The organism is Streptococcus sp. SP1, from assembly GCF_030440005.1.
GTDB lineage: Bacteria > Bacillota > Bacilli > Lactobacillales > Streptococcaceae > Streptococcus > Streptococcus parasanguinis.
Genome location: NZ_JAQFJJ010000006.1, coordinates 58593 through 82887 on the forward strand (window position 1 = coordinate 58593; position 24295 = coordinate 82887).

The 24295-nt window shown below is 42.3% G+C and carries 19 protein-coding genes and 1 pseudogene; 7 read left to right on the top strand and 13 right to left on the bottom strand.

The genetic code is table 11. The features are described 5' to 3' along the window. Positions 1-72: 72 nt before the first annotated feature. Both PCY07_RS04495 and PCY07_RS04500 read right to left on the bottom strand, forming a co-directional pair. Positions 73-528, bottom strand: coding sequence for a SprT family protein (locus PCY07_RS04495; RefSeq protein WP_301355451.1), 456 nt, complete (start codon positions 526-528; stop codon positions 73-75). Next, entirely contained in the window at positions 515-2641 is a 2127-nt protein-coding gene (locus tag PCY07_RS04500; RefSeq protein WP_301355453.1) for a Tex family protein, read from the bottom strand. The genes PCY07_RS04495 and PCY07_RS04500 overlap by 14 nt, the downstream gene beginning before the upstream one ends. 178 nt (positions 2642-2819) lie before the next feature. Between PCY07_RS04500 and PCY07_RS04505 the strand changes: the two genes are divergently transcribed. The 4 genes from PCY07_RS04505 (at position 2820) to zwf (ending at position 6357) form a co-directional block, all read left to right on the top strand. Then, positions 2820-2969: an SPJ_0845 family protein gene (locus PCY07_RS04505; protein ID WP_301355455.1), complete on the top strand. Its 150-nt coding sequence runs from the start codon at positions 2820-2822 to the stop codon at positions 2967-2969. After that, on the top strand, positions 2969-3874 hold the full coding sequence (locus PCY07_RS04510) for a permease (protein ID WP_301355456.1): 906 nt from the start codon (positions 2969-2971) through the stop codon (positions 3872-3874). The genes PCY07_RS04505 and PCY07_RS04510 overlap by 1 nt, the downstream gene beginning before the upstream one ends. Further along, the gene (locus tag PCY07_RS04515) at positions 3871-4686 is read left to right on the top strand and encodes a TIGR03943 family protein (RefSeq protein WP_301355458.1); all 816 of its coding nucleotides are present in this window, start codon (positions 3871-3873) and stop codon (positions 4684-4686) included. The genes PCY07_RS04510 and PCY07_RS04515 overlap by 4 nt, the downstream gene beginning before the upstream one ends. 204 nt (positions 4687-4890) lie before the next feature. Beyond that, the gene (zwf, locus tag PCY07_RS04520) at positions 4891-6357 is read left to right on the top strand and encodes a glucose-6-phosphate dehydrogenase (protein ID WP_301355460.1); all 1467 of its coding nucleotides are present in this window, start codon (positions 4891-4893) and stop codon (positions 6355-6357) included. Between the two features lie 91 nt (positions 6358-6448). Here the strand turns inward: zwf and ftsY are convergent, their stop codons facing one another. The 5 genes from ftsY to rnc are packed head-to-tail and all read right to left on the bottom strand — an operon-like array spanning position 6449 to position 13896. Then, positions 6449-8053 (bottom strand): signal recognition particle-docking protein FtsY, encoded by a 1605-nt coding sequence (ftsY, locus tag PCY07_RS04525; protein ID WP_301355462.1) that lies wholly within the window; start codon positions 8051-8053, stop codon positions 6449-6451. Then, complete coding sequence (locus PCY07_RS04530) at positions 8054-8875, bottom strand: Cof-type HAD-IIB family hydrolase (protein WP_049488883.1); 822 nt, start codon at positions 8873-8875, stop codon at positions 8054-8056. Further along, positions 8872-9678, bottom strand: coding sequence for a Cof-type HAD-IIB family hydrolase (locus PCY07_RS04535; protein WP_301355464.1), 807 nt, complete (start codon positions 9676-9678; stop codon positions 8872-8874). Before PCY07_RS04535 ends, PCY07_RS04530 begins: the two co-directional genes overlap by 4 nt. Next, the gene (gene smc, locus PCY07_RS04540; RefSeq protein ID WP_301355466.1) at positions 9668-13204 is read right to left on the bottom strand and encodes a chromosome segregation protein SMC; all 3537 of its coding nucleotides are present in this window, start codon (positions 13202-13204) and stop codon (positions 9668-9670) included. The genes PCY07_RS04535 and smc overlap by 11 nt, the downstream gene beginning before the upstream one ends. Next, the gene (rnc, locus tag PCY07_RS04545) at positions 13195-13896 is read right to left on the bottom strand and encodes a ribonuclease III (RefSeq protein ID WP_041826398.1); all 702 of its coding nucleotides are present in this window, start codon (positions 13894-13896) and stop codon (positions 13195-13197) included. The genes smc and rnc overlap by 10 nt, the downstream gene beginning before the upstream one ends. A 316-nt stretch (positions 13897-14212) precedes the next feature. Between rnc and PCY07_RS04550 the strand changes: the two genes are divergently transcribed. From PCY07_RS04550 to PCY07_RS04560, 3 genes are all read left to right on the top strand, one after another. Then, positions 14213-14863: a hypothetical protein gene (locus PCY07_RS04550; protein WP_229040393.1), complete on the top strand. Its 651-nt coding sequence runs from the start codon at positions 14213-14215 to the stop codon at positions 14861-14863. 560 nt (positions 14864-15423) lie between these two features. Further along, positions 15424-16176 (top strand): XRE family transcriptional regulator, encoded by a 753-nt coding sequence (locus PCY07_RS04555; protein WP_301355469.1) that lies wholly within the window; start codon positions 15424-15426, stop codon positions 16174-16176. Positions 16177-16249: 73 nt separating this feature from the next. Then, positions 16250-17143, top strand: coding sequence for a type II toxin-antitoxin system PemK/MazF family toxin (locus PCY07_RS04560; protein WP_195227731.1), 894 nt, complete (start codon positions 16250-16252; stop codon positions 17141-17143). 199 nt (positions 17144-17342) lie between these two features. Here PCY07_RS04560 and PCY07_RS04565 read toward each other — a convergent pair. The 6 genes and pseudogenes from PCY07_RS04565 to thrS all read right to left on the bottom strand — a co-directional run bounded on the left by PCY07_RS04565 (position 17343) and on the right by thrS (position 24275). Beyond that, positions 17343-18649: pseudogene (locus PCY07_RS04565) on the bottom strand (ISL3 family transposase). A 158-nt stretch (positions 18650-18807) separates the two neighbouring features. Next, on the bottom strand, positions 18808-19194 hold the full coding sequence (locus tag PCY07_RS04570; RefSeq protein ID WP_156671915.1) for a YbaN family protein: 387 nt from the start codon (positions 19192-19194) through the stop codon (positions 18808-18810). A 117-nt stretch (positions 19195-19311) separates the two neighbouring features. Beyond that, positions 19312-20121, bottom strand: coding sequence for an MBL fold metallo-hydrolase (locus PCY07_RS04575; protein WP_003015609.1), 810 nt, complete (start codon positions 20119-20121; stop codon positions 19312-19314). 7 nt (positions 20122-20128) lie between these two features. Next, positions 20129-21481 (bottom strand): cell wall metabolism sensor histidine kinase VicK, encoded by a 1353-nt coding sequence (gene vicK, locus PCY07_RS04580; protein WP_014713656.1) that lies wholly within the window; start codon positions 21479-21481, stop codon positions 20129-20131. Continuing rightward, entirely contained in the window at positions 21474-22175 is a 702-nt protein-coding gene (yycF, locus tag PCY07_RS04585) for a response regulator YycF (RefSeq protein ID WP_003015620.1), read from the bottom strand. The genes vicK and yycF overlap by 8 nt, the downstream gene beginning before the upstream one ends. A gap of 156 nt (positions 22176-22331) precedes the next feature. After that, entirely contained in the window at positions 22332-24275 is a 1944-nt protein-coding gene (gene thrS, locus PCY07_RS04590) for a threonine--tRNA ligase (protein ID WP_070588792.1), read from the bottom strand. Positions 24276-24295 lie beyond the last annotated feature (20 nt).

Sequence of the window (24295 nt, forward strand, 5' to 3'; positions counted from 1 at the left end):
GATTTTCCTCTTTCTAGTTAGACCTATTTTAGCAGAGTCGAACTGGAAAGAGATCCGCCTAAAGACCGATTCTTACTCTTGTCTCATTTCAAGGAATTGCAGGCGACTGTGACAGCGACCGCAAGCATATTTCTTCAGATCGATTTTTCGCTTTCGTCTATACTCTTGGCCACAATGGGGACATTGATAGAGATAGATCCGCTTGACTCGCCCAGTTCTATCTGGTAGAGGAGGTGTGAAACGAAGACCGTCCACTTGCTGGAGGAGTTGCTTAAAGGCTAGATCTTTATGGCGATATCCTTTACCTTGATCGTAAAGATGGTAATGGCAGAGCTCGTGGCGGACGATTTTGCGAAAGACCTCTAACCCGAAAGCTTGGTATATTTTCGGGTTAAAATCAAGGTGTCGATCCTTGGGAAAGAAACGACCTCCAGTGGTTTGAAGACGTGAATTCCACTCTGCTCGATGGCGGAATTCTCTCCCAAAATCTTCTTTGGATACTTGGCGCACATACTCAGTCAGATTCATTCGGAGCTACCAAACTGAGATTGACTTTTTCGCGTTCCACATCAATCTTCTTCACCCAGACCGTCACTAAATCTCCTACAGAGACGACTTGGCTTGGATGCTTGATAAACTGCTTGCTCATATGGGAGATATGAATTAAGCCATCCTCGTGAATGCCAATATCGACAAAGGCTCCGAAGTCAACCACATTGCGCACAACCCCTTCTAATTTTTGGCCAATATGCAGGTCTTTAATATCCAAGACATCCTGGCGGAGCACAGGTGCATCAAAGGAATCCCGCAAATCGCGACCTGGTTTTAGGAGATCGGCAATGATATCTTTCAAGGTTTCTGGTCCCAGATCCAGCTGAGTAGACATCTCCTTTATGTTCACAGCTTTTAATTTTTCCTGAGCTGATGCATCGAGTTCGGTAATTTCAAGAAGTTGAAAAAGTTTTTCAACTTCCTTATAACTTTCAGGGTGAACCCCGGTATTGTCCAAGATGTTTTTACTTTCAGGGATGCGTAAGAATCCAGCAGCCTGCTCGAAAGCCTTGGCTCCGAGGCGAGGAACTTTTTTAATCTGTGCTCGTGAAAGAATCATTCCTTCTTCTTCCCGGTATTTCACGATATTTTCAGAGATGGTTTTATTGAGTCCTGCTACATGCGCTAAGAGAGAAGGACTAGCCGTATTGATATTGACCCCAACTTGGTTGACCACGGTATCTACCACGAAATCTAAACTTTCCGTCAGTTTTTTCTGATTGACATCGTGCTGGTATTGACCGACACCGATGGATTTGGCATCGATTTTCACCAATTCTGCTAGCGGATCTTGTAAGCGACGGGCAATGGAGATGGCCGAGCGTTTTTCAACGGTTAGCTCTGGGAACTCATGACGGGCCAACTCACTAGCTGAATAGACAGATGCTCCGCTTTCATTGACAATAACATAGCGAACTCCTGGATGGTCATGGAGGACCTCTGCGACAAAGGCCTCACTTTCACGGCTGGCGGTTCCATTTCCAATCGCAATAATTTCTACTCCAAACTCCTTGATCAAGGAGGACAGATCCTTTTTAGCCTTCTCGATCTGAGCTGGTTTTGCAGGAGCAACTGGATAGATGACCTGGGTGGCAAGCATCTTTCCTGTCTCATCGACAACGGCTAGTTTAGCACCAGTCCGAAAGGCTGGGTCAAATCCAAGGACCACGCGCCCTTTTAATGGAGGAATGAGCAATAGATTCCGTAAATTCTCAGAGAACAATTGAATGGCTCCGTCTTCTGCCACCTCCGTCAACTCTGTCCGAATCCGACGTTCAATCGCAGGAACGATTTTTTTCTTAACCGCTTGTTGAATAACCTCATCGACATAGGCATTTTTAGTTTTAAAACGAGCCTCAAAAATACGAATGATTCGATCCAAATGGTGCTCGAATCCGACTTTAAGAACGCCCAATTTTTCCCCACGATTGAGAGCTAGAGTCCGGTAGCCTTGCATATTCTTGATCTTTTCAGAAAAATCATAGTAGATTTCAAAGGTTCTCTTAGGATCTAAACTTTCATCCTTCAAGGTTGACGTCATGAGGGAATGCCCATGAATTTCTTGATAGGTGAGGGCCCGTAATTGGGTATCCTCTGAAATAGCTTCTACCAGAATATCCACTGCACCAGCTAATGCTGCGGTTTCTGTTGGGAAGGCCTCGCAGGTAAATTTCCGAGCCTCTGCTTCCAAGTCTGGACTATTTTGCAAAATGAGACGTGCCAGGGGGAAAAGTCCTGCTTCTCGAGCAATCGTCGCCTTGGTCCGTCGTTTTTCCTTATAAGGGAGATAAAGTTCTTCGACATCCGCTAATTTTTCAGCAGCTTCAATAGCCTGCTTGAGCGCCTCTGTCAGTTTGCCTTGTTCCTCAATCTTAGCAAGGACGGTTTCCTTTCGTTCAGCTAGAGCCGTTAACGATTTGTCCCGGTCAATAATGGCCTTGATCGCTACTTCATCTAAATTTCCCGTCATATCTTTTCGATAGCGGGCAATAAAAGGAATGGTTGAGCCTTCTGCGGTCAGACTCAATACAGTATCGATTTGTTTTAAGCTAACACCCAATTCCTGGGCTATTTTTTCATATTTATCCATAGCTTCTATTATAGCATATTTTGCTACCATCAAGGGGTGAGATCGCCTGTTCTGGTCTCTGTTTCAGGGATTTTTCATAGAATAATTTTGACCCTCATGTTCTTTCCTTTTATGCTCCATTTCCCCCTTGCTCTTTCCTTTTTGTTATAATGAAAGAAAATAAAAAGGAGGCCCAACAATGGCTATTAAATTCTCAAAAACAGATGATCTTGATAAAATGTTTGAAAACTTTGCAAGTTTTCCAGATGTAGAAAAAACAGTCGAATTCCCCGAAGAAAAAAAGAAGTCAGAAACTGCTACAACTAAAGAAGCAAAGAAGGTTAAGTAATGGCATTCTTTCAACACCTTCCCTCTAGCGTCTTGCAGGCTGGGGCTATTTTTCTCTCGATTATTATCGAGGCCCTACCTTTTGTCCTAATCGGAAGTATCATTTCAGGGATGATTGAGGTCTATATCACCCCCGAGAGGGTCTACCGCTTTCTTCCTAAGAATAAATTTGGGCGGATCTTCTTTGGGACCTTTATCGGCTTTATCTTTCCTTCCTGTGAATGTGGAATTGTTCCCATTATCAATCGCTTTCTAGAAAAGAAAGTCCCAAGTTATACTGCTGTTCCCTTTCTGGTGACAGCACCGGTCATCAATCCTATCGTTCTCTTTGCAACCTACTCAGCCTTTGGGAATTCTGTCAAGATGGCCCTCTACCGCGCCCTTGGTTCCCTACTGGTCGCAACGGTACTTGGAATCTTTCTTGGTTTTATTCAGACAGATTCGATCCAAAAAGAACATCGTAAGGCTGTACATGAACATGATTTTAGGGACTTGAGCAAGGGTCAAAAGCTCTTCCAAGTCTTGGTACAAGCCATTGATGAATTCTTTGATACGGGACGTTACCTGGTATTTGGTTGCCTCTTTGCCAGCCTCGTCCAAGTCTATGTCCCAACACGGATCCTCACTTCGATCAGCGCGACACCGGTTATTGCTATTCTCCTTCTCATGGTCTTGTCCTTTCTCCTCTCACTTTGTAGCGAGGCGGACGCCTTTGTTGGATCCTCTCTTCTAACAAGTTTTGGAGTAGCGCCTGTTCTTGCCTTTTTGGTGATTGGGCCTATGCTTGATGTCAAAAATCTCCTCATGATGAAAAATTATCTCAAGACCCGTTTTATCTGGCAATTTATCGGAATTGTGAGTGGAGTCGTGCTCCTTTATGCTTGGTTTGTGGGGGTAGTGCTATGATTCGTTTCTTTATATTAGCTGGCTATTTTGAGCTCACCATGTACCTGCAATTATCTGGTAAGCTCAATCAATACATCAACTTACACTATTCTTACTTGGCTTATATTTCCATGTTCTTGTCCTTTGTTTTAGCTCTTGTGCAGCTGATCATCTGGGTCAAGCAGATGAAGATCCACAGTCATCTCTCTGGCTTCTGGGCAAAAGTGGCGAGTATCTTCTTGCTCTGTATTCCTTTGTTTGTCGGGCTATTTTTCCCTACAGTGACACTGGATTCCCAAACAGTCTCTGCCAAAGGCTACCACTTTCCGGTTGCGGCCGGTTCTTCCAAGGAAATCCAGCAGGACGAAGGGACAACAACCCAGTATCTCAAACCAGATACTAGTAGCTATTTTACCAAATCTGCCTATGAGTCAGAAATGAAGCAGGCTGCAAAGAAATATGTTGATAAAAAAGTAATCCAGGTGACCACTGAGAATTACATGGAAGTCATGGAAGTACTTTATGATTATCCTGACCAATTTGCAGGAAAGACAATCGAGTTGACCGGCTTTGTATACAATGACCCCAATAACAAGAACAGCCAATTTCTCTTTCGCTTTGGTATCATCCACTGTATCGCAGATTCCGGAGTCTACGGTCTCTTAACGACGGGGGCTCCGCAGCATTTCGAAAACAACACCTGGATCCATGCGAAAGGAACCTTGTCCATTGAATACCACAAGCAACTCAAGCAAAGCTTGCCTGTCCTCCACATTAGCGATTGCCAGACCATTACGAAACCGGCCAATCCATATGTCTACCGCGTATTCTGATGGAGTCACCAAGTTTCTTCGGTGGTCGATCCAAACATTTTATAACAGCTCAAGCTAGAATCCACATTGGTTCTAGCTTTTTCTATGCTTTCCTCTCAAATCCTCTAATCCAAGCGGAAAATATTCGGAACAACGATTCCATCAAAGAAATCTTGTAGATTTTATGGTAAAATATGGTTAATAAAATAGGAAATAGGTACTTAAATGTCTTCAAAAGTTATTGTAACCATTTTCGGGGCCAGTGGAGATTTAGCCAAGCGCAAACTCTACCCATCCCTTTTTAGACTCTATAAATCAGGAAATCTATCTGAAAACTTTGCGGTTATCGGAACAGCCCGCAGACCATGGAGCAAGGAATACTTTGAATCAGTTGTGGTAGAATCTATCACAGATCTGGCAGATAGCCCTCAACAAGCTCAAGAATTCGCTAGTCATTTCTACTACCAAAGCCATGATGTCAATGATACCGAACATTACATCGCCCTGCGCGAATTGCAAAACAGCTTGGATGAAAAATACCAAACGGAACACAACAAGGTTTTCTTCTTGTCCATGGCTCCTCAATTTTTTGGAACCATTGCCAAACACCTCAAATCAGAAGGCATTGTGGATGGGCAAGGCTTTGAGCGCTTGATCGTTGAAAAACCTTTCGGTACAGACCTAGAAACGGCAAGTCAGCTCAACAAGGAATTGGAAGAAACCTTTGATGAAGAACAAATCTTCCGGATCGACCATTACCTTGGAAAAGAAATGATCCAAAATATCTTTGCCATTCGTTTTGGAAATCTTATTTTTGATAATCTTTGGAACCGAGATTTTATTGACAATATCCAAATTACTTTTGCTGAACGCTTAGGGGTTGAAGAACGCGGTGGCTACTATGATCACTCGGGGGCCCTTCGAGATATGGTGCAAAACCATACCCTCCAGCTTTTGTCATTGCTTGCCATGGATAAACCAGCTACCTTTACTAAGGATGCGATTCGGGCAGAAAAGGTTAAAGTTTTTGAGCAATTGCACAATCCAACAGATGACGAATTGAAGAAATTCTTTATCCGTGGTCAATACCATTCAGGTACGATCGAAGGGAAAAAAGATATCTCTTATCGCAGTGAGCCCAATGTCGACCCTGAATCTACTACAGAAACCTATGCTTCTGGTACGTTCTTTGTTGATAGCGATCGCTTCCGCGGAGTGCCTTTCTTCTTCCGTACCGGAAAACGCTTGACGCAAAAAGGAACCATAGTCAATGTGGTCTTCAAGCAAACCGACTCCATCTTTGGACATAGTTTGGAACCAAATGTTTTGACCATTTATATCCAACCAAATGAAGGCTTCTCATTGAGCATCAACGGAAAAGAGGTCGGAGAAAAATTCAGCATCACACCAATTTCCTTTGACTACGAAACAGATGCGACCGCAACTGGAGCTTCACCAGAGCCTTATGAAAAATTAATTTTCGACGTTTTGAACAATGACTCAACCAATTACAGCCACTGGCACGAAGTTCGTGCTTCATGGCAATTGATTGACCGGATTGAAAAACTATGGGCCGAAAATGGTGCACCGCTCTATGAATACAAGTCTGGATCCATGGGACCAACTGCATCCGATGATCTCCTTGCAGAATACGGAGCCGAATGGGTTTGGAAACCCGAACCTAAGAATTAAGGAAAGCCACCCTCGGGTGGTTTTTTTGATAGTGCAAGGAAACAAAAAGACAAATTGTCCTTCCAACAATTTGTCTTTTTCTATTCGACTCTTAAATCAAGCCTTCCAAGAGGCCTCTCATGAAGTTTTCTGAGTGGAATGGTCCGATGTCATCAATCTTTTCTCCGAATCCAATCAACTTCACTGGAATGTCCAACTCTTCTCGAATCGCAAGGACGACCCCACCTCGAGCCGTTCCATCGATCTTGGTCAATACAATCCCTGTCACAGGCGTAATTTTTGAAAATTCTTTAGCTTGCACCAAGGCATTTTGACCAGTTGATGCATCGAGGGCCAGCAAGGTTTCATGCGGTGCATCAGGTACCACACGTTTGATAATCCGGCCGATTTTTTCAAGCTCCGCCATGAGGTTGTCCTTGTTTTGCAGACGACCAGCTGTATCAATCATCAGAACATCGATGTTTTCAGCGATCGCGCGTTCCATTCCATCAAAGACGACGCTAGCAGGATCTGATTTTTCAGGACCTGTTACAACTGGAACATCTACGCGGCGTCCCCATTCTGCCAGTTGAGCCACTGCTCCTGCACGGAAAGTATCTGCTGCAACCAACATGACTTTCTTGCCCTTTTGTTTATATCGGTGGGCTAACTTCCCGATAGATGTGGTTTTACCAACTCCATTGACCCCAACAAAGAGCATGACCGTGAGACCATCTTGAAAACGAATGGCTTCATTAAATTGGCCATCCTTTTCATACAAGTCCACCAATTTTTCGATGATCACGCGCTTGAGAGCATCTGGTTTTTTGGCATTTTCCAAACGGGCTTCATAACGCAACTCTTCGGTTAAATTAGAGGCCACTTGAACCCCAACGTCACTCATGATCAAGAGTTCTTCCAATGCTTCAAAGAACTCTTCATCGACTGAACGGAAATTGGCAAAGAAGGCATTGAGGCGTGCTCCAAATCCAGTTCGTGTCTTTTTCAAGCTACGATCGTATTTTTCCTGAATGGTTTCTTGCTGAGGCTCAACCTCGTCTGGAATTGGCTGCTCTGCCTCTTCAACAGTCTTTTCCTCAACGACTGATGCAGCTTCTCCTTGAGGAAGTCTGGACTCGGCTTCTGATACTTCACCCTGAGCTTCTACTAGTTCTGGAGACTCCTCTTCTGTCGTGCTCTCTTCTACTGGCTCAGCGTCAGGTGATGGAGAGGCAATCGGTGACTCTTCTTCCAGGTCTACAACATCAATCTTATCTGCTTCTCCAACGGTTTCAGTTTCTTCCGCTTCAATTTTCACTTCTTCAAGAGGCTCAGTCTCCGTTTCATCAGCTAGTGGTGAAACTTCTTCAGGACTGGCCTCTGTTTGAGCAGGTTCAAAGACAACTGGAGACTCCTCTACTGGTGCTTGATCTTCATGAGTCTCTGAAGTTCCTATTTCTTCAACATGAGGTTCCTCTGCTGGCTCTTCTTGAGCGACAGTTGAAACAGGTTGATGAGTGGCTGCAATTCGCGCTTTGAGCTCTTGGTAATAAGCCTCCATATCAGCGATTTTTTGCTCTTCCTTGTCATTTCGGGTAGCCGCCGGCTCCTCTTTGACAGTTTCTTCACCCTCCGTACTTTCCGTCACTTCTTCAGAAGACGGAAGCACTTTTTCAGTTTCTTCTTTTTTTCCAAATAAACGATCAAATAATCCCATTTATTCACTCTCCTTTAGCACATAATTTTCAATCGCCCATGCGACAGCATCTTGGTCATTGGTCACAGGGGCCACAAGCGCTGCAACTTCCTTTACTGCTGGAATCGCATTGCCCATGGCAACCCCCAGTCCAGCCCACTGGATCATAGACAGGTCATTGGCTTCATCTCCACAGGCCATGACTTGATCTGCCTTAAGACCCAAAATAGTTGCCAGTGCCTCTAAACCTGTCGCTTTGTGAACATTTTTAGGGCACCATTCCAGCAACATTTCCCGAGATTTAAATATTTCATAGTCTTGAAATAAGTCCGGCCTAATCTGCTTGATAGCTGCATCTAAAAAGTCTTGATCGACGGCTGTCACACACTTGTTGTAGGAAATCGTGGATGGCAGGTCTTTAAAATCTGTTTCAATAAAGTTTAGGTAGGGATTGTAAAGGGAATAGAGAGACTTTCGATCTGCATGAATCTCATAAACCGTTCCCTCACTGATAGCATCCAGCGGAAGGCCTAGACGGGCTGTTTCATCATGAATGGTTGCGACATCTTCTGGTGCCAGGACAACTTTTGAGAGGATTTCTCCATTATTTCGCTGCACCAAGCCACCATTGAAGGTAATCGTATACTCTTCTTCGAGGCCTGCTGTTCCCAATTCTTCCAAAAGAAAATCCATGGCTTTCAAGGGACGACCAGTGGTTAGAACCACCTTGACACCTTGGGCTTGTGCAGCAGCGAGGGCTGCTCTATTGCGAGGGGAGATCTTTTTTTCAGAATTGAGAAGGGTCCCATCTAAATCCAGCGCAATCAAGGAAATCTTACTCATACAATTTCCTCCATGTAGCGTAGGACAGAACCAGTTACATGGTGACCGATGACTGTTTCAGCAATCGCTAAGATTTCAGGACGTGCATTTTCTGGCGCTACAGGATGGCCCACGACTTGCATCATATGGAGGTCATTTAAGTTATCCCCGAAAGCCATCACCTGATCCATCGAGATCCCTAGTTTATCCGCTAAGGCGGTAATGGCCACTCCCTTATCGACATAATCGAGGACAATATCAATCGATTCAAAACCTGTCGTCATCGCTTTGACACCGGGGATATTCTCAGTGACCCATTGTTCACCTTCAAGTACAAGAGCTGCATCAAAGTTGGTGGTCAATTTGAAAATTTCATCCTGAATATCTGCTAGGCTTTTCACTTTTTGAATGTTTTCATTGTAGTGCTGACTCAAGGCCAGATAGTCGGGATCTACTGTTTCTAATACATAGCTCCCTTTTTTCCCAGTCAAAAGAAGCTTATTCGGGTCTGCATAAGGTGAGGATTTCAAAGCCTCAAAAACACACAAATAAAAGTCTTTGGACATGGTCGCTTCGTAGAGATCTTCTCCATGAAATTCTACCACACTACCATTTTCAGCAATGAAAATCATCTGGTCCTCAAATCCTTTAAAGAGAGATTTGAGAGAAAGGAGGGCACGGCCACTTGCAGCAGCAAAATAGATGCCTTTTTCTTTGCAGCTTGCTAATACCTTGCGTAAAAGGTCTTGATCGTACTGATGTTGGTCATTTAGAAAGGTTCCATCCATATCCGTAGCGATCAATTTAATATCATTATTCTTCATTTTCTAAGTCTTTCAATTTTACTGAGACGATTTTAGAAACCCCTGATTCCTGCATGGTCACACCATAGATGGAATCTGCAGCTGACATGGTTCCCTTCCGGTGCGTCACGACAATAAATTGGCTTTCCTTATCAAAGCGGTTCAGATAATCCCCAAAGCGCTTGACATTGGCCTCATCTAGGGCAGCCTCTACCTCATCCAGAATGACAAATGGAATAGTCTTGACACGAATAATCGAGAACAAGAGAGCCAAGGCAGACAAGGCCTTTTCTCCACCACTCATGAGGTTTAAGGATTGGATCTTTTTACCAGGTGGCTGCACAGAAATCTCAACACCAGCTGTCAGAAGATCTGGCTCTGTCAGAATCAAATCAGCAGAACCCCCACCAAACATTTGACGGAAAGTAACTTTAAAGGATTCACGAATGGCTTCAAAAGTTGATTTAAAGCGTTCCTTGACTTCGTCATTCATGTCGTTGATAGTAGACAGAAGCATGTTTTTCGCAGCCAAGACATCCTCACGCTGGCTCGAAAGGAAATCAAAGCGTCCCTTCACCTCGTCATACTGCCCGATCGCATCCACATTGACTGGACCAAGTGCCTTAATATCTTTTTCGATGCTCTTGAGCTGGTTTTCAGCTGCCGCAAGATTTTCAACAGGTTTGGCCTGCTCTTTGGCTTGGTCAAAGCTTTGCATGAATTCATCGGTAATTTGCGTTAAAAGCTTGTTCAAACGATCCGCATGCTTTTCACGCGTCGCTTCAGCCTTGGCTTGTTGACGAATCCACTCTTCGTTTTTCTTGCGAGCTTGTTCCATCTGTTCTGCAACATCTTCGGCCTGGCCTTCCAAATCATCCAGCTCAAAGCGTTTCCGAATGACCCCTTGTTCCAAGTCCGTTTTCTTGGCTTTGGCCTGTGTCAATTGATTAGCTAGTTGCTCCACATCGACTGTCTGAACTTGGGCCTCGCCTTGTTCAATCAGCAATTGCAACTGACGCTTTTCTACTTCCAACTGGGAGATCGTTTCTTCCAAGCGACGAGCATCTGTTTGTTCGTAGCTTTGTTGGCTCTTATATTCCGTCTGTTGAAGTCGCAATTCTGCCAATTGCTCTTGCAAGTTTTGCACTTTTTGTTGCAGAACATCTTTATCCGACTTCATGGTTTCAATATCGCGATTTAAGTTTTCTTTTTGAAGCTCAATTTCTGCCAATTGCTCAGTAAGGGACTCCAGCTCTTCTTGGAGAGACTGGGTCGCATCTGTTGCCAATTCTGACTTCAAAGCTTCTAAGAGTTCCTGAATTTCTTTCAGTTGCTCTTGGCTTTGTTGGTAGGCCAATTGGGCCCGCTGTTGCTCTAGACGCGCTTGCTCACCCTGGCTTTGAATAGAGGCTAGGTATTCTTGCGCCTGCTTGAGCAGATTGTCCTTTGTCTCTACCTCCTGCTCTGCTTCTCTCAAACGAGCATCCAGAGCTTGCATTTCCTGCTTCAAACTATCCAATTCTGGTTTGACAAAGACCGTATTTTGGGAACGATTGGCACCACCGGCATACGATCCTCCGGTCCGCAATTCGGTCCCATCCAAGGTCACCATCCGAACTTGATAATTGACTTTACGGGCCGCCTCACGCGCATGCTCCGTCGTGTCAAAGATGGCCGTTACGCCAAGCAAGTTTTGGAAAATCTGTTCAAAACGATGCTCATAGGTCACTAAGTCACTCGCAATTCCTAAAAATCCTGCACTGGTTTGAATCAGCTCCAGATTCCGCGGAGAAAGTTGACGAGCTTTAATCGTCGTGAGCGGAAGGAAGGTTGCCCGTCCCCAGCGATTGCGTTTCAAGAAATCAATCGCTCTCGTTGCAGCCTTTTCATCCTCAACAATGATCTGTTGGCTGCTTGCTCCCAGAGCAATTTCAAGCGCCGTCTGGTAGTCTTTTGAGAAACTCAAATTCTCACTAACAGCCCCACAGATGCCTCCTAACCGTTCTGCTTCTTGCAAAACGCTCTTGACGCCTGCATAGAAGTTACTATGGTTCTTCTGAATGGCTTCCAAGCTATTGATCCGCGCCCGTTTGTTTTTGCTCTCATCCATCAAGTCAAACATGGCCTCTTGAGCCTCTTGGTAGGCAGCTTTGGCCTGCTCCACTTTTACCAATTGCTCTTGATATTCTACTAGTAAACCTTTGACCGTCGCTTGTGCCTGATCCAACTCTTCCAATTGTCGGACTTCTTTTTCCTTGGCAGTTTCAAAGTTTGTTTGTGCCTTGGTCAAATCCTCTTGACGATGGCTTGATTCTTGCAATAGTGCTTGGATCCGGCTCTCAATAGCTGTCCGCTCATTCGATTTTTCAGCCTCCGTCTGCAAGAGCGCGACATACTGCTCGCGTAGATGCTCAATGACTTGTTCCGGATCTTCTTCGTAGTTGGCTAATTCTTTTTCCAACTCTTCTTGTTGCTGCCGGTTCTCTGTCAGTCTTTGTTGAAGCACAGCTAGCGTCTCTTGTTTTTGAGCCAGCTCTTGTTTCGCTTCTTCCAGACGGGCCAAAACAGCATCCAGCCGCTCAAGATTTTCCCTGCGACTATGGGCTGCTTGACTCGATTGCAACTTAGCTACTTCGATTTGCTTTTCCAAATCACTGATCAAACGAGTGACCTCTAGCAAGCCGGCCTGGTCCTCAGCTAAGCTCTCATCCAACTGATGGCGGGCTTTCTTGATGCGTACATTATCTTCTTCTAAGACCTGACGACGTTGGTAATAAGAAGCCAACTGTTCTTGAATGGCTTTTTCTTCTTGATCAGCCTTTTCGTAGAGCTCTTTTGTCAGATCGACTTGAGCGACCAAAACATCCAGCAAGAGAACCTGCCGTTCTTGGTCTAATTCCAAGAAACGGCGAGCGACAGTCGCTTGCTTTTCAAGAGGTTGGATTTGTCCTTCTAATTCATAGAGGATATCCTCCAGACGGTCCAAATTTTCCTGGGTTTGATTGAGCTTGGTCTCGGTTTCCTTGCGCCGCGTCTTAAATTTCAAGACACCGGCAGCTTCTTCAAAGATTGCCCGACGTTCTTCCGGTTTGGAGTTAAAGATCTCCTCTACCCGACCTTGGGAGATAATAGAGAAAGAATCCCGTCCCAATCCCGTATCCATGAACAAATCATGCACATCTCTGAGACGTACTTTCTTACCATCGATCTTGTACTCACTATCTCCCGAGCGATAAATATGGCGTTCGACACGAATTTCTTTCCCTGCCTGTTGGATAAAACCATCCTGGTTATCTAAGACAACTGTGACACAAGCATAATTCAGCGGTTTTCGCGATTCTGTCCCTGCAAAAATGACATCGGGCATCTTGCCCCCACGTAGACTCTTGACACTGGATTCCCCCAGGGCCCAGCGCAAGCTCTCTGTGATATTTGATTTTCCAGATCCATTAGGCCCTACAACGGCAGTGACTCCTTTGTCAAACACGACTTTTGTCTTATCCGCAAAGGATTTAAAGCCTTGGATTTCAATCTCTTTTAGATACATGGGGAATCATTCCTCGTTTCAACTGCATTGCGGGCTGCTTCTTGCTCCGCTAATTTCTTGGAACGACCATGACCATGTCCCATCGTTTGACCGTTCACGAACACTTCTACTTCAAACTCTTTCGCATGAGCTGGACCGGACTCGCTAACCACTTGGTATTGGATCTCCACATCTCCGTGAACCTGTAACAGTTCTTGCAGGCGGGTCTTGTAGTCAATGACTTGAGAAAATTGACCCGTTTCAACCTTTGGAATCATGACCTGATAGATGAAGCGTTTGACTGCTTCCACTCCTTGATCTAGTAAAAGAGCACCTAAAAAGGCTTCAAATAAATCGCCAAGAATTGTATCGCGGTCCCGACCACCAGATTTTTCTTCGCCTTTGCCTAGTTTGATATAACGATCAAATTGGCAATCCCGAGAAAAACCAGCCAGACTTTCTTCACGGACAATCATGGAACGGAATTTAGACAAATCTCCCTCCGGTCTGTTTGGGTGTTCCTTATACAAATATTCGGAAATAACTAATTGAAGAACAGCGTCTCCTAAAAATTCCAAACGTTCGTTATGTGAAATTTTTAAGAGGCGGTGCTCATTGGCATAAGAGGTGTGCGTAAAAGCGGTATCTAATAAACTGCTATCTGAAAAAACGATCTGAAACCGTTCCGATAACAGGGTTTGTAATTTCTCCATGGGAAGCCTACTTTCTAATAAATTTATACTCTTAAGTATACCAAAATTTTAATACGATTACCATCAGATTTCCATTAGATACGGTTAGTTGATTTTACTATATTTTAGGTTTGTTTGGATATCGATCCAATAAGTTGAATACCATGTTTTGTAAGCTTGCTCCATGAATTTTAAGTTTCTTCAACTTTCGCATTTCTATATCTTACCAACTTAGCATTCATTTCTTATAGAAGGTTTTATTTCTTTCACCTCCTTATTATTTCATTCCCTATCGTTATTTTGTATAATAAAATAAAAACGATTGGGGTTAGTATTTATGTCTGATAAAGTCTGTTTTATTATAAGCGCGATTGGGGAATCTGGTACCCCTACAAGAGAGCGAGCTGACAAAGTATATAAATACCTTATTGCTCCAGTTTGCGAAGATTTAGGTTATAAACCGATTCGTGTCGATCATGTCAATGCAGTAGACAATATCAATGAAACGATTATAAACTACCTAAAAACTGCTCATATGGTTATTGCGGATATGACAGAGCACAACCCAAATGCATTTTACGAGCTAGGTTTTAGACAAGCGTTAGAGCTCCCTCTTGTACCAATCATAGAATCTGGTGGCAAACTCCCTTTTGATGTCATGATGACCCGTACTACTTTTTATGATACTGATGTATCAAAAATTGAAGAATCAAAAGTTGATCTCAAATCTAAAATGCAAAGTTTTGAAAACTTTAAAATGCCTATTAGCCGTCTTGACAAAACTACAACTCTAGAATCTATTGATAAAAAATTAAATCAAAAGTTAGATAAAATTTTATCATTGCTAGAACGTTCAGATCGCAATCTGATCACATCTGATACTTTACGTTTTCGAGATTCTGGTTATAAAGAAAATGGTTATATTTTATCGAGCATTAAGGATCTTGATCCTTCGCATCAAGAACACCACGAAGAAAAAAATAGCTAGATCTTGTTGACGTTGTAATTCAATGACTTCTTCAATTTTTTTATTAATTAGTGTAACAGTCCTCAATACTTCATTGATGGCTGTTATTTCTACTTCGTTCACCATTTCTCGAACCTCCTACTTAATTAAATTTAAAATTACAATTACAATAATCGCTCCTACTGCGATTAAACCACCGATTTCCCATCTTTTGTCGTCCATTGCATTTCTCTGGACAGTATGCTAAACTTAAGTCGTAGGGTTGGGGCTTTCGCCCCTCCTACAACTGTGTGTAACTCTTATTTAAATAAGAGTTGGAGTAACACGGCTATCAGTGCGATGATCGCCGATATCACTGTGGCTCTTGGTTGTGTCAACCAAGGGTCTTTTTTCTTTTGCCTTCGCCTTAGCATACTGTCCTTCCTTTCTTTTGTTTTGGGTTAATTCCTTAACCTTGACTATATCGTGCTTCACGATTCGTGGAGTGTCAATAGTTTTTTATCGAAAAAATAAAAAAACTTTTCAAAACGTGAAGTATTTGTTATAATTTACCTATAAAATGTACAAAAAAGGTGATGAATATGACTGATCAAGAATTAGCCATTTACATTGGGTTGAAAATAAAGGAATTTCGTGACCAAAGAGGTCTAACTCAGAAGGAGTTAGCCGATCTAATCGAAATGGGAAATACAACAATAGCTAATTACGAAAAAGGTTTTAGAACTCCAAAGAAGAATACTTTATTTAAAATAGCGAACGCACTTAATGTCACTATAGACGACCTGTTTCCTATTTTAAAACAATCAGACAATTCGATTATTGAAAGTGTCGAGGAAATACTTTCTCAACTCGACCCAGAACCATACCAGCGCAATGTACTAACTTACGCAGAAGGGCAACTTGAGGAGCAAAAACAAGCTAAGAAGAGACTTGCTGAAGTACATGATATAGTCGTTGAGTACATAGCATACAACTACTACGACCAGCCTGTTTCTGCTGGTACTGGGCAATATCTAAATGAGGTACAGATAGAGAAAACCCAGCTGCCTGTGAAGGTGGACGCTGATTTTGTTTGTCCGATTTATGGAGATTCCATGGAGCCGGATTATAAGTCTGGAGACTATGTGTTTGTAAAACTTACCGTAGAGCTTCCAAGTGGTACGGTTGGAGTATTTGACTATGAGGGAGAAGCCTATATCAAACAGCTTATTATAGAGAAAGATAAGGCCTATCTGAGAAGTTTTAACAAGAAATACAAAGATATACCAATCAATTCGGGCAGTGATTTTAGGATCATCGGTAAAGTCGTGGATGTGTATAGGGAAGAAAAATAAAAAACCATCGTGAATTAAATGATGGTGGTTGACGAATATAATGATTTGATTAGCTAGAAAGGAAACATTTATTATGGGAAGTGATAGAACCAACCAAGAAATAGCAATCTATACTGCAACTGTAATCCAAGAACTAGAGGATTATCTCCAACATCTTCAGCAAATTGGAGATCAAGAAAATAAGCGATCTGAAAAAATAGCCCAATGGGTCGAAAACTGGACTAAGTATTTAAATACAGAAAAGAAATTTAACTCTAGGAGTATTAAGGCTTTAAAAAGGGGGAGCATTGTTTATGCCGACTTTGGATTTAACGTTGGAATGGAATATGGCGGACTTCATTATGCAATAGTTCTAAATAAAAAAGATGCCCGTTTAAATCATCTTCTTCAAGTTTTACCTCTGACATCTGTAAAAGAAACTACAGACATGGATAATCTAAAATATTTTCAATTGCCAATTGGTGACGAAGTATTTCAATTATTAAGAAGTAAGGCAATACTAAAGACCAATGAGTTAACTGCATTATATGACCGCTATTCCAAAAAAAAGAAAGAATTAAATGAAAGGGCAAAGGTAATAGATTCATTGGTTCGTGACAATAAAAAGGCGATTGAAAATATTGAAAATTCATCACAAAATGATATAGATCCTTCTTTTGCAAATCAGTTACGCACCATTGAGAATAATTTAGACTTCGCAAATATTGAGGCGGGCAAAATTAAACAAGAATTAGACGAGAACAATAAGTTACTTACAGAAATTGTTGAGAAACTAGAGTATGCTCAGAAAACTGTTATAAAAACACAGAATATGAATAAAGATAGCATAGTTCTATTAAATCAGGTAACGACAATTAGTAAAATGAGACTCTACGATCCCAAAAATAATAGTTCAATTTTGAATGGTATTGTACTTTCCGATGATACTATGGACAAAATAGATGAAGCGTTAAAGAAGATTTTCTAAAATCCGACTATTTTTCTTGACTTTTACTTCATTTAGGGTTAGAATTATATTATAAGGTCGCTTGACGACAAAATATATGATACTGTCCCGAGAGGACAATTCTAGCCTTACTCTTTCGAGTAGGGCTTTTAATTTTTTTAAAATCTCCAAACCGCCGACAAAAGCGACTCATTGTCAACTGTAGGGGGTTGAAGAAAAACTAACATCTGGAGAGGACAATCGTTGTCCTCTCCATTTTTATATTCAGAGCGATAAAAATTCGTTTCTTAAAGTTGTCAAAGTTCCTAAAACCAAATGCATTTCGCTTGATGAGTTTAATGAGATTATTCGTTGCTTCCAATTTTCCGTTGGAATAGGGCAATTGAAGGGCGTTGGCGATTTTCTCTTTATCCTTAAGAAATGTTTTAAAGACAGTCTGAAAGAGAGGATGAATCTGCTTTAGATTGTCCTCAATGAGTCCGAAAAATTTGTCAGACTCCTTATTCTGAAAGTGAAAAAGCAAGAGCTGATAGAGATTATAGTGGTGTTTCAAGTCTTCTGAATAGCTCAAAATCTTGTCTAGAATCTCTTTATTCGTTAAGTGCATACGAAAAGTAGGGCGATAAAAACGTTTATCACTTAGTTTACGGCTATCTTGTTGAATGAGCTTCCAGTAGCGTTTTATAGCTCGATATTCATGGGCTTTTCGATCAAACTGATTCATGATTTGGACACGCAAACGACTCATAGCACGACTAAGATGTTGCACAATGTGAAAGCGATCAAGTACAATTTTTGCATTAGGAAGTGAAACAGTCCAGTGGACTGTTTCAGCATGAGCCTAGAAATTCGAAAGCGAAGCTGTTTAGCTAAGTCATAGTAAGGACTAAACATATCCATTGTAATGATTTTAACTCGACATCGAACAGCTCGATCGTATCGAAGAAAGTGATTTCGGATAACAGCTTGTGTTCTTCCCTCAAGAACAGTGATGATGTTGAGATTGTCAAAATCTTGCGCTATGAAACTCATCTGTCCCTTGGTAAAGGCATACTCGTCCCAAGACATAATCTCAGGAAGTCGGTTAAAGTCATGCTTAAAGCGTAAGTCATCGAGCTTTCGAATGACAGTTGACGTTGAAATGGAAAGCTGATGAGCAATATCAGTCATAGAAGTCTTTTCAATCAACTTTTGAGCAATCTTTTGGTGGATAATACGAGGGATTTGATGATTTTTCTCGACTAAGGAAGTCTCAGCGACTGCCATTTTCGAGCAATGATAGCACTTGAAACGGCGCTTTTTAAGAAGAATTCTGGTAGGCATACCAGTCGTTTCAAGGTAAGGAATCTTAGACGGTTTTTGAAAGTCATATTTCTTCATTTGCATTCTGCAATCAGGGCAAGATGGAGCCTCATAATCCAGTTTAGCAGTGATTTCCTTGTGTGTATCCATATTGATGATATCTACAATCTTGATGTTTGGGTCTTTGATATCAAGCAGTTTTGTGATAAAATGTAAATGTTCCATATGATTCTTTCTAATGATGGTTTCGTCGCTTTTCATTATAGATCTTATGGGACTTTTTTTCTACTCTAAAATAGGCTCCATAATATCTATAGGGGATTTACCCACTACAAATATTATAGAGCCTCTTTTCCTAGTTCTAGGGCCTGAATTCTCCAATTTTAATCAGGATTTTCTTCTGTTTGATTTTCGGACTTATTGGGAATCACTTTCAAGAGATAATAGGTGATAAAAATCGTCAAAGCCCCTAAAGCAAGCTTCACCCAAATAATCGGGGCCAGATAGATTGAAATCCCCATCAGAATGTAGATCTGAAGAAGAATCCATTTCTTCCGTTCTTTGGCAATCGATTTGGTCTCTCGGTAATCCGCTACATAGGTTTGATAAAGCTTTGTTTGGTAGAGCCAAGTTTCAAAGCGTTTGGAACTTTTAGCAAAGCAGGCCATCGATAGCAATAAAAAGGGAGTCGTCGGTAAAATCGGTAAAGGAATCCCAATAATTCCTAATCCCAAAGACACAAAACCAATCGTAAGATAAACAAGGCGCATTTACTTCTCCTTCACACAATACAATTTTCGAACCTTTTCAGTAAACAAAAAAAGAAAAAATTACATCTATATTTAAAAAAGGAAGCAACTAACAAGGTAACAGTTACTTTCTTTATCTTATATCTTCGTCAATGGAGTCGCGGTATCTGGTGAGGTGTCTAACACCTCAAAATCATGGCCAACAGCTAGATCTGCTCGAGCCAGTTGATTCTCCATGGTCATATGGGCCAATTCTTTGATATTGTTCTCTTTTGACAAATGCCCCAGATAAATCTTCTTGGTGCGATTTCCCAAGGTTCGGATCATGGCATCTGCACCATCTTCGTTAGAAAGGTGGCCTAGGTCTGACAAGATCCGCTGCTTCAAGCGCCAAGCATAAGAACCTGCTCGAAGGATCTCTACATCATGGTTGGACTCAATCAAATAGCCATCCGCATCCGCGACGATGCCTGCCAAGCGATCACTCACATAGCCCGTATCCGTCAGCATGACAAAGCTCTTGCCATCCTTCATAAAGCGATAGAATTGAGGGGCAGCAGCATCGTGACTGACCCCAAAACTTTCGATATCGATATCGCCAAATGTCTTGGTCTTCCCCATTTCAAAGATATGCTTTTGAGCATCATCGACTTTTCCTAGATACTTGGTACCTTCCATAGCCTTCCAAGTTGCTTCATTAGCATATAGATCCATGCCATATTTCCGCGCTAAAACACCCACACCATGAATATGATCTGAGTGTTCGTGCGTAATCAAAATGGCATCTAAGTCTTCTGGTTTGCGATCAATTTCAGCCAATAGTCCCGTAATCTTTTTCCCTGATAGCCCTGCATCAATAAGCAGTTTTTTCTTTGGTGTCTCAAGGTAGAAAGAATTCCCACTAGAACCTGAAGCTAAAATACTATACTTAAATCCCTTTTCTGTCATTGACTCCTTATTCTTCCTCTTCTGTATCCCAGTCGTCTTTAATAGCATCTTTGTCGTACGGCAAGACAATGGTAAAAGTAGATCCCTTGCCATATTCACTCTTGGCCCAAATAAAGCCTTTGTGTTGCTTAACGATCTCCTTAGCAATGGCTAAGCCTAGACCAGTCCCACCTTGGGCCCGGCTACGTGCCTTATCCACTCGGTAAAAGCGATCAAAAATACGTGGCAAGTCTTTCTTGGGAATCCCCAAGCCCTCATCTGAGATAGAGATAATCAACTGAGCATCTGTCGTTTTCATCCCTACCTTAATTTTTCCACCATCAGGTGAGTACTTGATGGCATTGTTCAAGATATTATCGATCACCTGGGTCATTTTATCCGTATCAATTTCCACCCAGATCGGAGTGATCGGGTATTCCCGGATCAGTTCATACTTCTTGGTATCTTCTTGCGATTGACTCTTGATCTTATCAAAGCGGTTCAAAATAAAGGTGATAAAGGCCGTAAAGTTGGTCAACTCGATGTCCAACTGACTGGTTTCATTATCGATTCGTGACAAGCTCAATAGATCTGTGACCATGCGCATCATGCGGTTGGTTTCATTGAGCGAAACCTTGACAAAATCTGGTGCTACCGGCTCTGACAAAGCGCCATCGTCCAGGGCTTCCAGATAGGATTTCACACTGGTCAAAGGTGTCCGTAATTCATGACTCACATTGGAGACAAAGAGGCGACGTTCCCGCTCTTCCTTGTCCTGCTCTGTCGTATCGTGCAAGACAGCTACCAGACCAGAGATAAAACCTGACTCGCGACGAATCAAGGCAAAGCGCACACGAAGACTTAAGTATTCCCCATTTTCATCCTGGGAATCGATGGTCAACTCTGGTACTTCTGTAATCAAGCTTCGCAGATCATAGTCATCTCCAAGCGAAAGCAAATCTAGAATACTGGTATTGAGCACCTCATCTGGATTAACATTCAATTGCTTGGCTGCCATTTCATTAACCATGATGATCTGACCGCGTCTGTTGGTCGCAAGCACCCCATCTGTCATGTAAGAAAGGATACTGGTCAAACGCTTGGTTTCTTGTTCCAAGTTTTCATGCGTCAGGCGAATAACCTCAGACAGATCATTGATACTATTGGTCATATCCGTCAGTTCTGGACTTCCTTGCATGTCGACCACTTCTGAATAGTCCCCTGCAATCAGATCTTTAATTTTGGAGTTTAATTGTCTGAGCTTGATATTGTCCCTACGGTTTTCTAGCAAAAGCAAGGCTACCACAATGATAAACCCAACCGTAATCAGAACAAAGACAAAGTTCGATGACATTACAAATTGTTTTAGTTGATCAATCATTGTTTCTCATATAATATCCAACACCACGGCGAGTCAAGATATATTCTGGACGTCCCGGTGTGTCCTCGATTTTTTCACGCAAACGACGAACCGTCACGTCCACTGTCCGAACATCACCAAAGTAATCATAGCCCCACACCGTCTCAAGAAGGTGCTCACGGGTCATCACTTGACCAACATGGGTCGCAAGGTGATAGAGCAATTCAAATTCGCGATGGGTCAAGTCCAATTCTTTGTTGCCTTTTTGAACCAAAAAAGCATCTGGAAGAATGTGAAGATCACCAATGACAATTTCCGTATCGGCATCATTTTCAAGCTGAGGATCAGCCGCAAACTCAGAACGACGCAACAAGGCTTTCACACGCGCTTGCAATTCCCGATTCGAGAAGGGTTTGGTCACATAGTCATCTGCCCCAATTTCAAGCCCAATGACCTTATCAAATTCCGTATCTTTGGCAGATAGGACAATGATCGGCACATTACTGGTCTTACGAATCGTCCGCGCCACTTCCAAACCATCAATCTCTGGTAACATCAAATCTAGAATAATAACATCTGGATTTTCAGCTGCAAAGACTTCCAATGCTTCCCGACCATCAAAGGCTGTCAATACCTCATAGCCCTCTTTCGCCATGTTAAATTTGATAATGTCTGAAATTGGTTTTTCATCATCAACTACTAATATTTTTTTCATCTTACATACCTGTTTCTAATGCTACTTTTCCTTATCAATCTCTATCTTCTTATTATATCAAACTTATGAAGAAATGTGGAGTCTCAATTGCTGGCCTTTCCAATAAGAGAAAGCAAAAAGACTGAGATCATTACATCTCAATCTTTTCTTTTTGCATTATTTTGAAACGCGGGATTTATTTGCAATATCTGTAAGAATTAATTCTACAAATGCATCCACTGACATGGTTTCTGTTTCTTTTTGGCCATAACGACGCACGTTTACAGCCTTGTCTTCCATTTCCTTGTCCCCAACGATCAATTGGTAAGGAATCTTTTGTGTTTGAGAAGCACGGATCTTGAACTGCATTTTTTCATTGCGTTCATCCACATCGGCACGAACACCGCGGTCACGAAGTTGCTTAGCTACTTCCCAAGCATAGTCTACGTGTTTTTCGTTCGATACTGGAATAAGGGTGACTTGGTGAGGAGCAAGCCAGGTTGGGAAAGCTCCCTTGTAGTTTTCAATCAAGATCGCAGTAAAGCGTTCCATCGTTGAGATAACCCCACGGTGGATCATGACTGGACGGTGTTCTTCCCCGTCTGCTCCGATGTAATGAAGATCAAAGCGTTCTGGAAGCAAGAAGTCCAATTGGATAGTTGAAAGAGTTTCTTCTTTACCAAGAGCTGTTTTCACTTGGATATCCAATTTTGGTCCGTAGAAGGCAGCTTCCCCTTCTGCTTCATAGTACTCAACACCCATATCATCAACAGCGGCTTTCAACATGCGTTGAGCATTTTCCCACATTTCATCGTTGTCAAAGTATTTGTGTTTGTCTTCAGGATCACGATAAGACAAGCGGAAACGGTAATCTGTCAAGTTAAAGTCTTCATACACATCGATGATCAATTGAAGGATCTTTTTGAATTCTTCCTCGATTTGTTCTGGAGCCACAAAAGTATGACCATCATTCAGAGACATTTCACGGACACGTTGAAGACCTGTCAGAGCACCAGATTTTTCATAACGGTGCATCATCCCGATTTCAGCGATACGGATTGGCAATTCACGGTAAGAATGCACATGATGTTTGTAGACTTCAATGTGGTGAGGGCAGTTCATTGGACGAAGAACAAACTCTTCTCCATCTCCCATATCCATTGGTGGGAACATGTCTTCACGGTAGTGATCCCAGTGACCTGAAGTTTTATAAAGTTCTACAGAAGCAATTGGTGGAGTGTAGACGTGTTGGTAGCCTGCTGCTACTTCTTTATCAACGATATAGCGTTCCAACTCACGACGGATGGTCGCACCATTTGGCAACCAGAATGGAAGACCTTGACCAACTTCTTGAGAAATCATGAACAAATCAAGCTCTTTCCCAAGTTTACGGTGGTCACGTTCCTTAGCTTCTTCACGCATTTGAAGGTAGTTCTTCAAGTCTTTCTTGTCAAACCAAGCGGTACCATAGATCCGTTGCATCATCGCATTGTCGCTATTACCACGCCAGTAAGCACCAGCAACGTTAAGAAGGTGGAAGATTTGGATGCGACCAGTTGATGGAACGTGTGGGCCACGGCAAAGGTCAACGTATTCACCTTGACGGTAGATAGTCAACCCACCTTCGTCTTCAGAGTGTTCTTCGATCAATTCCAATTTGTATGGATCATTTTTGAAGATTTCACGCGCTTCATCTTTGGTCACTTCTTCACGAATAGATGGGAAGTTTTCTTTGACGATTTTCTTCATTTCTTCTTCGATACGAGGAAGGTCTTCGTTAGAGATTTGACCCGCTTGGTTGTCTGTATCGTAGTAGAAACCATCTTCGATCGCTGGACCGACACCCAAGTGGATATCTGGGAAGAGGCGACGAGCTGCTTGAGCAAACAAGTGAGCCGCTGAGTGACGCAAGATTGGAAGAGCATCTTCGTGATCAGGTGTCACGATTTCAATGCTTCCATCTTCGGTGATGGCACGAGTTGTGTCAATCAATTTGCCGTTGAATTTACCAGCAAGAGCTTTTTTAGCCAAAGAATTGCTGATAGATTGGGCAATTTCAAAAGTAGTAACGCCAGAATCGAATTCACGAACAGCGCCATCTGGGAAAGTAATCTTAATCATGATTTTCTCCTTATAAAGTT